Source organism: Streptomyces sp. URMC 123 (assembly GCF_051386515.1).
Classification (GTDB): domain Bacteria; phylum Actinomycetota; class Actinomycetes; order Streptomycetales; family Streptomycetaceae; genus Streptomyces.
The window spans coordinates 1-7533 of sequence record NZ_JBPQTV010000317.1 but is presented as its reverse complement, the minus strand read 5'-3'; the positions used below and the strand labels follow the sequence as shown (position 1 = coordinate 7533).

Here is a 7533-nt window from a genome sequence, read left to right as displayed (position 1 = left end):
GGGCCCGCCGATCGCTCGGCGGGCCCCACGGCGTATCCCGCCGCAATGGCATCCTGGAGCCCAGGGCAGGGACAGGGAGGACCTGGCGATGGCCACCGAGACGGTGCGGACAGCGGACACGGGCGGCGCGGCGGGGGGCGCGCCCGCGCGGGACCCCCGGCCCATGCGGGCCGACGCGCGGCGCAACTACGAGCGGCTGCTGGCCGAGGCCCGTACGGCCTTCACCGCGCACGGCACGGATGCCTCCCTGGAGGACATCGCGCGCCGGGCCGGCGTGGGCATCGGCACGCTCTACCGCCACTTCCCCAACCGCCACGCCCTGATGGGCGCGGTCTTCCGGGGCGAGGTGGACGCGCTGCTGGCCCGGGCCCGGGAGCTGCTGGAGGCGCCCGAGCCGTGCACCGCGCTGGTGGCGTGGCTGCGGGCGGTGATCGAGCACGCCGGTACGTACCGGGGGCTGGCCCGGGCGCTGATGAGCGCCTCGCGGGGCGACGACGGCTCCCAGCTCGCCCGGTGCAGTGTGCCCATGCGGGAGGCGGGGGGCGCGCTGCTGGACCGGGCGCGGGAGGCCGGCGCGGTGCGGTCCGATGTCGAGATCGCGGATCTGTTGCAGCTGACGAACGCGATCGCCCTGGCCGTGGAGGAGTCCCCGGACGACCCCGACCTGATCGACCGGCTGCTGAAGCTCACCCTGCGCGGCGTCAAGGCGTGACCGCCCGACCGCTCCGGGGCGGCTCCGACGACGCGAGGCCCCTTCGGAGAGGGGCGACGGTCCGTTCCCGGGCCTCCGGAGAGAACCGGGCGGAGCCCGGCGAGCAGGTCGCCGGGCTCCACCACGGTGGCGACACGGTGATCTCGGACGCGTGCGTCCGCGGCCGTACCGCCGCCGCTCAGCGACGCCGCGGGGCCAGGTCGGCCACGCGGCCGCCCGCCGCGGCCTGTTGCTCCGCCGCCAGGGCCGCCGCCCGCAGCTGCGGATGGCTCCCCGCGCCCGGCCCCCCTTGAGGAGGATGGTTTCGGCGCTGCCCGGGGAGGGGGACGTCCCTCCGGGGCGGTCGCCCCGGAGAGCCGCCGGTCTCACCGCCCTGCCGGCCGTCCCCCCCGCTCGCGCCGGCCACGGCGATCTGCACGCCCTGGTCCGCCAGCGCCTGGAGTTCGGTCGCGGCCCGGTCGTCGTGCGCGGGCGGCTCGTCCGTGACCAGCCGGGTGATCACGTCCGTGGGCACGGTCTGGAACATCGTGTCCGTGCCGAGCTTGGTGTGGTCCGCGAGCACGACCACCTCCGCAGCGGCCTGGACCAGTGCCCGGTCCACGCTCGCCGAGAGCATGTTGGACGTGGACAGACCGCGCTCCGCGGTCAGCCCACTGCCCGAGAGGAAGGCACGCGAGACCCGCAGCCCCTGGAGGGACTGCTCGGCGCCGCTGCCCACCAGGGCGTAGTTGGTGCCGCGCAGCGTGCCGCCGGTCATCACGACCTCGACCCGGTTGGCGTGCGCCAACGCCTGGGCGACCAGCAGCGAGTTGGTGACCACGGTGAGCCCGGGCACCCGGGCGAGTCTGCGCGCCAGTTCCTGGGTCGTCGTACCCGCGCCGACGACGATGGCCTCCCCCTCCTCGACGAGACCGGCGGCGAGATCGGCGATGGCCGTCTTCTCCGCGGTCGCTAGATGGGATTTCTGCGGAAAGCCGGACTCCCGGGTGAAGCCACCGGGGAGTACCGCACCGCCGTGCCGGCGGTCGAGAAGTCCTTCTGCCTCCAACGCCCGCACGTCCCGCCGTACGGTCACTTCGGAGGTCTGGACGACGCGGGCGAGCTCACGGAGCGACACGGCCCCGTTGGCGCGCACCATTTCGAGGATCAATTGGCGACGTTCTGCAGCGAACACGAAACTGACAGTAACGTGCGCGGCCGTTTGGTTTCAGCAGTTTGCGCCGAATAACAGAAGTTGTTCGCAGAGGCGGGGCGAAGGTGGTATACGAGCGCGCCGGGGGCGGCCGCGGTCGCGGCCGCCCCCGGGCTGTCAAGTCCGGGCCCCGGCCTAAGCCTTGCCCTGAGTCTTCCGGTTGTGGAGCTGACGCGCCACCTCCGCGATCGACCCCGAAAGCGAGGGGTACACAGTGAACGCATTAGCGATCTGCTCGACCGTCAGATTGTTGTCCACCGCGATCGAAATCGGATGGATCAATTCACTCGCACGGGGTGAAACCACCACACCACCGACCACGATGCCCGTGCCGGGCCGGCAGAAAATCTTCACGAAGCCGTCGCGGATGCCCTGCATCTTCGCGCGGGGGTTGCGCAACAGCGGAAGTTTGACCACCCGCGCATCGATCAAGCCATTGTCGACATCCGCCTGGGTGTAACCCACCGTAGCGATCTCGGGGTCCGTGAAGACGTTCGCCGAGACGGCCTTCAGGTTGAGCGGCGCCACCGTGTCGCCCAGGAAGTGGTACATCGCGATGCGACCCTGCATGGCCGCGACCGAGGCCAGCGCCAGCACGCCGGTGCAGTCGCCCGCCGCGTAGACGCCCGGCGCGCTGGTGCGCGACACCCGGTCGGTCCACACGTGCCCGGAGTCCTTGAGCCGGACCCCGGCCTCCGCCAGGCCCATGTCCGCGGTGTTCGGGATGGAGCCGACCGCCATCAGACAGTGGGTACCGGAGATCACCCGGCCGTCGGCGAGGGTGACCTCCACCCGGTCGCCCACCCGCTTGGCCGACTGCGCCCGCGAGCGCGCCATGACGTTCATGCCGCGCCGCCGGAAGACGTCCTCCAGCACGACGGCCGCGTCCGGGTCCTCGCCCGGCAGCACCCGGTCCCGGCTGGAGACCAGGGTGACCTTGGAGCCGAGCGCCTGGTAGGCCCCGGCGAACTCGGCGCCGGTGACGCCGGAGCCGACCACGATGAGCTCCTCGGGGAGCTCCTCCAGGTCGTAGACCTGCGTCCAGTTGAGAATCCGCTCGCCGTCGGGCAGCGCGTCCGGGATCTCCCGGGGGTGGGCGCCGGTGGCGATCAGCACGGCGTCGGCGGTGAGCCGCTCCTCGGCGCCGTCCGCCGAGGTGACGATCACCTCGCGGGAGCCGTCGGGGGCCTGGCCGGCCGCCAGCCGGCCGCGGCCGCGCAGCACCCGGGCCCCGGCGCGGGTCACGGAGGCCGTGATGTCATGCGACTGGGCGACGGCCAAACGCTTGACCCTGCGGTTCACCTTGCCGAGGTCCACGCCCACGACGCGCGCCGCGCGCTCGATGTGCGGGGTGTCGTCGGCCACGATGATGCCGAGCTCCTCGTAGGAGGAGTCGAAGGTCGTCATCACCTCGGCCGTGGCGATCAATGTCTTCGACGGCACGCAGTCGGTGAGCACCGACGCCCCGCCCAGACCGTCGCAATCGACGACGGTCACCTCCGCCCCCAGCTGGGCGCCCACCAGGGCCGCCTCGTAGCCGCCGGGCCCGCCACCGATGATCACGATCCGAGTCACGTACTCCATTGTCCCGCACGCCCCCCGTGAACTCCCGTCCGGGGCCTTCATCGGCGGTTTCGTCCGGCTTTCCGGGCGACGGCCGGTTCGGCGCCGGGCGCGGGAGCGGTACGCCGGCCGCACCGCTTGTCCTACGGGCTTTTCGTACGGACTTTTCGCACGCCGCCTCGTACAGGGGCGCCCGCGGCCCACGGCGTGGCGTACGCCACGGGGACACCCGCCGGGCCCCGCCGTCACTCCCGTACCCTCGACACCATGTCGCTCTACGCCGCGTACGCCGGCAATCTCGACGCGCGGCTGATGTCCCGCCGCGCCCCGCACTCCCCGCTGCGTGGCACCGGCTGGCTCAACGGCTGGCGGCTCACCTTCGGCGGTGAGCAGATGGGCTGGGAGGGTGCGCTGGCGACCCTCGTGGAGGCCCCGGGCTCCCAGGTCTTCGTCGCGCTCTACGACATCGCCCCCATGGACGAGGAGTCCATGGACCGCTGGGAGGGCGTCGGGCTGGGCATCTACCGGCGGGCCCGGGTGCGGGTGCACACCCTGGACGGCGACGAGGCCGCGTGGGTCTACGTGCTCGACGGGTACGAGGGCGGGCTGCCGTCGGCGCGCTACCTGGGGGAGATCGCGGACGCGGCGGAGTCGGCGGGCGCGCCGCACGACTATGTGATGGAGATCCGCAAGCGTCCGTGCTGACGCCCCGTAGACTCTCGACACGACGAGGCGAAGGGAAGAGCGTCATGCCGCCCACGTACCAGGTCTATTTCACCGAGCAGGCCGCGGCCACCCGGGACCGCCTCGACGACCGTCAGCGCGCCGCCTTCGACAAGGGCATCTCGCTGCTCGCGCGCGATCCGTTCCCCAAGCCGTCGAGACCGATGAGCGCGACCGGCGACGACCGCACGATCCGGCTGACGCAGAACATCCTCGTCGAGTACAGCGTGAGCCTGGGCCGGCTGCTGATCTTCATAGTCGAGGTCTTCAACGACAAGGACATCTTCGTCACCGACGAGTGACCGGCGAGCGACCGGCTCCGCCGCCGGTGGCCGACCGGCTCCGCCACCGGGCGACTCTTGTCGGAATCGACAAGACAACGATCCGACTGTCGTCAGCCGGAACATCTACGCGCGTAGGCGAAGACAGGTTACCCTCGACCGCGTGAACGCTTCAGTTACTCCGGAAAACCCCGACGCCACCGCCGCCGCCGCTCGTCTGCGCGAGCTGACCGGCGCCGACAGCCACGATGTCGCCCTCGTCATGGGCTCCGGCTGGGTCCCCGCCGCCGACGCGCTGGGCGCGCCCGAGGCCGAGTTCCCGGTCACCGAGGTGCCCGGCTTCCCGCCCCCGGCGGTCGCGGGCCACGCCGGCAAGATCCGCTCGTACCGGATCGGTGACAAGCGCGCCCTGGTCTTCCTGGGCCGCACGCACTTCTACGAGGGCCGCGGCGTCGCCGCCGTCGCCCACGGCGTGCGCACCGCCGTCGCCGCCGGCTGCAAGACCATCGTGCTGACCAACGGCTGCGGCGGTCTGCGCGAGGGCATGCGCCCGGGTCAGCCGGTGCTGATCAGCGACCACATCAACCTCACCGCCACCTCCCCGATCGCCGGGGCCAACTTCGTCGACCTCACCGACCTGTACTCGCCGCGGCTGCGCGCGCTGTGCATGGAGATCGACCCCTCCCTCGAGGAGGGCGTGTACGTCCAGTTCCCCGGCCCGCACTACGAGACGCCGGCCGAGATCCGCATGATCCGGACCCTGGGCGCCGACCTCGTCGGCATGTCGACCGTGCTGGAGGCCATCGCCGCCCGTGAGGCCGGCGCCGAGGTCCTGGGCATCTCGCTGGTGACCAACCTCGCCGCGGGCATGACCGGCGAGCCGCTCAACCACGAAGAGGTGCTGCAGGCCGGCCGCGACTCGGCCACCCGGATGGGCGCCCTGCTCGCCCAGGTCCTCGAGCGCATCTGAGCGGGTACGGGTACTCCTACCCCAGCGGCCCGGCCGGCCGGGCGACCCTTCCGGGGCCCGCGCGCCCCATCCGACACTGGACCCGACACAGGAGCATCACCGTGGCAAGCGAAACAGCGGAGCTGATCCACCAGGCCAGGACCTGGCTCGCCGAGGACCCGGACCCGGAGACCCGGGACGAGCTCGGCAAGCTGCTGGAGGCGGAGGACGTGGAGGAGCTCGCCCGGCGGTTCTCCGGCACCCTCCAGTTCGGCACGGCGGGGCTGCGCGGCGAGCTGGGCGCGGGCCCGATGCGGATGAACCGCGCGGTCGTCATCCGGGCGGCCGCGGGCCTCGCCGCGTACCTGCGCGAGCAGGCGTCGGGCGACGGGCCGGCCGGCCTCGTGGTGATCGGTTACGACGCGCGCTACAAGAGCGCGGACTTCGCGCGCGACACCGCCGCCGTGATGGTGGGCGCCGGGCTGCGGGCGGCGCTGCTGCCCCGGCCGCTGCCCACCCCGGTGCTGGCCTTCGCCATCCGCCACCTGGGCGCGGTCGCCGGTGTGACGGTCACCGCGAGCCACAACCCGCCGCGCGACAACGGCTACAAGGTCTACCTCGGCGACGGCTCCCAGATCGTGCCGCCCGCCGACGGCGAGATCGCCGCGGAGATCGCCGCCATCGGGTCGCTGGCGGACGTGCCGCTGGCCGAGAGCGGCTGGGAGGTGCTCGGCGACGAGGTCGTCGACGCCTATCTGGCCCGCACCGACGCGGTGCTCACCGAGGGCTCCCCGCGGGACGTGCGGGTGGTCTACACCCCGCTGCACGGCGTCGGCCGCGACGTGCTCACCGCCGCCTTCGACCGCGCGGGCTTCCCCGCCCCCACCGTGGTCGCCGAGCAGGCCGAGCCCGACCCGGCGTTCCCCACGGTGGCCTTCCCCAACCCGGAGGAGCCGGGCGCGATGGACCTCGCGTTCGCCACCGCCCGCGCGGCCGCCCCGGACATCGTCATCGCCAACGACCCGGACGCGGACCGCTGCGCCGTGGCCGTCCCGGACGCCTCGGCCGAGGCCGGCTGGCGGATGCTCCGCGGTGACGAGGTGGGCGCGCTGCTCGCCACGCACCTCGTGCGCAAGGGCGCCGCCCGGGGCACCTTCGCCACCACCATCGTCTCCTCCTCGCTGCTGTCGCGGATCGCCGAGGCGGCCGGCGCCCCGTACGACGAGACGCTGACCGGCTTCAAGTGGCTGGCCCGGGTCGAGGGCCTGCGGTTCGCCTACGAGGAGGCGCTGGGCTACTGCGTGGACCCCGCGGGGGTGCGCGACAAGGACGGCGTCACCGCGGCGCTGCTCGTCGCCGAGCTGGCGGCCGAGCTGAAGGCGGCCGGCCGGACGCTCTCCGACCTGCTGGACGACCTGGCGGTGGAGCACGGGCTGCACGCCACGGACCAGCTGTCGGTGCGGGTGGAGGACCTGTCGCTGATCGCCGCCGCGATGGAGCGGCTCCGCGAGCAGCCGCCGACCGCGCTCGCCGGGCTGACGGTGACCGATGCCGAGGACCTCACCCGGGGCACCGACCGGCTGCCCCCGACCGACGGGCTGCGCTACCGGCTCGCGGGCGGGCGGGGCGGCGCGGTGCGCGGCGCCCGGGTCATCGTCCGGCCCAGCGGCACCGAGCCCAAGCTCAAGTGCTACCTGGAGGTCGTGGTTCCGGTGGCCGCGGCGAACGCGCTGCCGGACGCCCGGCGCACGGCGGCCGAGGTGCTCGCCGCGATCAAGGCGGACCTCTCGGCTGCGGCCGGCATCTAGGCTCTCGAAGAAGGCGGGGGCGGCACACGGTGTACGACGTGTGCCGCCCCCGCCTTTTACGCATCCGCCGCGGAGAGTTACGCGATCCCCGCGTGCGGCCGATCCGTGATGCGCGACCCGCCGACCGCGGACGGCTCCGGCTTCGCCGGAGAGAAGAAACAGGCGGGAAGCCGAGGGCCGGCCGCAACCGGCGATGGTTGTCCACCCCTCACCGCGGGCGCGTCGCTCTACGGGCCGGAGGGGACGTGGCGGGGTGCCCCCGCAGCGCGGCGCACATGCTCCCAGGGAGAGCCGGAGAAACAACC

General features: G+C 73.2%; 7 protein-coding genes. 5 read left to right on the top strand and 2 right to left on the bottom strand.

The genetic code is table 11. From position 1 onward, the window contains the following. The first annotated feature begins 88 nt into the window (after positions 1 to 88). Entirely contained in the window at positions 89 to 712 is a 624-nt protein-coding gene (locus ACSNOD_RS25955) for a TetR/AcrR family transcriptional regulator (RefSeq protein WP_436769479.1), read from the top strand. Positions 713 to 890: 178 nt separating this feature from the next. Here ACSNOD_RS25955 and ACSNOD_RS25950 read toward each other — a convergent pair whose 3' ends face one another. Both ACSNOD_RS25950 and ACSNOD_RS25945 read right to left on the bottom strand, forming a co-directional pair. Continuing rightward, complete coding sequence (locus ACSNOD_RS25950; RefSeq protein ID WP_436769478.1) at positions 891 to 1886, bottom strand: DeoR/GlpR family DNA-binding transcription regulator; 996 nt, start codon at positions 1884 to 1886, stop codon at positions 891 to 893. Positions 1887 to 2039: 153 nt separating this feature from the next. Next, positions 2040 to 3488: an NAD(P)H-quinone dehydrogenase gene (locus ACSNOD_RS25945; protein ID WP_436769477.1), complete on the bottom strand. Its 1449-nt coding sequence runs from the start codon at positions 3486 to 3488 to the stop codon at positions 2040 to 2042. A 246-nt stretch (positions 3489 to 3734) separates the two neighbouring features. Here ACSNOD_RS25945 and ACSNOD_RS25940 point away from each other — a divergent pair, with 246 nt between their 5' ends. From ACSNOD_RS25940 to ACSNOD_RS25925, 4 genes are all read left to right on the top strand, one after another. Continuing rightward, positions 3735 to 4172 (top strand): gamma-glutamylcyclotransferase, encoded by a 438-nt coding sequence (locus tag ACSNOD_RS25940; protein WP_436769476.1) that lies wholly within the window; start codon positions 3735 to 3737, stop codon positions 4170 to 4172. 44 nt (positions 4173 to 4216) lie between these two features. Then, positions 4217 to 4492, top strand: coding sequence for a type II toxin-antitoxin system RelE family toxin (locus tag ACSNOD_RS25935; protein WP_436769475.1), 276 nt, complete (start codon positions 4217 to 4219; stop codon positions 4490 to 4492). A gap of 142 nt (positions 4493 to 4634) precedes the next feature. Next, positions 4635 to 5441 carry a purine-nucleoside phosphorylase gene (locus ACSNOD_RS25930; protein WP_436769474.1) on the top strand — a complete coding sequence of 269 codons (807 nt, stop codon included), beginning with the start codon at positions 4635 to 4637 and terminating at the stop codon, positions 5439 to 5441. A gap of 101 nt (positions 5442 to 5542) precedes the next feature. After that, the gene (locus tag ACSNOD_RS25925; protein WP_436769473.1) at positions 5543 to 7228 is read left to right on the top strand and encodes a phospho-sugar mutase; all 1686 of its coding nucleotides are present in this window, start codon (positions 5543 to 5545) and stop codon (positions 7226 to 7228) included. Positions 7229 to 7533 lie beyond the last annotated feature (305 nt).